Source organism: Hydrogenivirga sp. 128-5-R1-1 (assembly GCF_000171895.1).
Window position 1 is genome coordinate 1 of the sequence record NZ_ABHJ01000467.1, and the last position, 1,167, is coordinate 1,167.

The following is a 1,167-nucleotide window of genomic DNA, read 5'->3' on the forward strand; positions in this document are numbered from 1 at the left end:
GAAAAAAATTAAGAAAAAAACCTGTGATTATTACATTTTATTAGCCAAAAATTATTTTATACTTGATAACTGGAATAATGTAAAAAAATTACTCAAAAGTATGAGAAAATGTAAAAATCCTGAAAAACAGCTTTTATACGCTATTTATAACTTGAAAAGAAACTTAATTACAAAGGCTCAAAAATTAATAAATAAAAATATAAACTTAATAGTGAAAAATATTAATGAACCTTTTTATAAGAAATTTTTATATTTGAATGCTGAAAAATTAATTTATTATGGTAAATACAGCTACCTGCTTCAAGTTTCTAAAGTTTTATCCGAAAACTATAAAGAAGACTGTGATATAAACAGCTGGTATTTAATAGCTAAAATAAGGCTTGGGAATTATACAAATTTAGATAGCATTTTTAAAAAAGTTGAAAACTGTAAAACGAAATGGGCTTTAGTTGCTGACAACTTATACAAAGATTTACTTGTAGAAAGGAGGATGAGAAAATGAGTTTTTTATGGAATGATTTAGATAAAATATCGGAAACAGCATCGTATTTTCTTGAAAGAACAAAAATAATACAGAGTAATATTGCTAATGCAGACACTCCAAATTACAAACCTAAAGATTTAGTCTTTGAAAAAGTTTTGAATGAAAATATCCAGTTAAAAAAAGATGACCCAAGACATTTATCTCCAGATACAAAATTAGAAATAAAAAAATACATAGTAGAAGATAGTTATTATTCTGGATATGATAAAAATAAAGTAGATGTAGAGCATGAACTTGCAAAATTATCAGAAAGCTCAATTATGTATAAAACATTACTTGAAGTAATGAAAAAAGATTTAGGAAAGTTAAAATATGCGATTTCAGGGAGGTAATTAAATATGCTGTTTAAAGGACTTGAAGTATCAGTTTCAGGAATGGATGCTCAAAAGATAAGAATAGATATAGCTTCCAGTAATATTGCAAATGTAAATTCAGTAAATGAAGAAAATGGTGAGCCCTATAGGAGAAAGGTTCCTGTTTTTTAAATCCATTTTAGATAAAGAATCAGGTACTCCTGTTTACAAAGTAAAAGTGGCAAAAATTGAGTATGACAAATCACCTTTTAAAGTAAAATTTGACCCTAACAATCCTCTTGCTGATAAAATGGTTATGTAAACTTCCAA

3 protein-coding genes are annotated in these 1,167 nt (G+C 26.2%); all 3 read left to right on the forward strand.

The features are described 5' to 3' along the window. The coding region (locus HG1285_RS00625) for a hypothetical protein (protein WP_008289608.1) at window positions 1-502 on the forward strand (502 nt) is incomplete at its 5' end. Then, window positions 499-876, forward strand: a complete 378-nt coding sequence (gene flgB, locus HG1285_RS00620; protein ID WP_008289611.1) for a flagellar basal body rod protein FlgB — start codon at window positions 499-501, stop codon at window positions 874-876. The genes HG1285_RS00625 and flgB, both read left to right, overlap by 4 nt. Before the next feature lie 6 nt (window positions 877-882). Then, window positions 883-1,029: a flagellar basal body protein gene (locus tag HG1285_RS20425; protein WP_232219545.1), complete on the forward strand. Its 147-nt coding sequence runs from the start codon at window positions 883-885 to the stop codon at window positions 1,027-1,029. The last annotated feature ends 138 nt before the right edge of the window (window positions 1,030-1,167 follow it).

Coding starts and splice junctions, on each gene's coding strand:
- flgB (WP_008289611.1), top strand. CDS start 499: ATGAGTTTTTTATGGAATGATTTAGATAAAATATCGGAAACAGCATCG.
- HG1285_RS20425 (WP_232219545.1), top strand. CDS start 883: ATGCTGTTTAAAGGACTTGAAGTATCAGTTTCAGGAATGGATGCTCAA.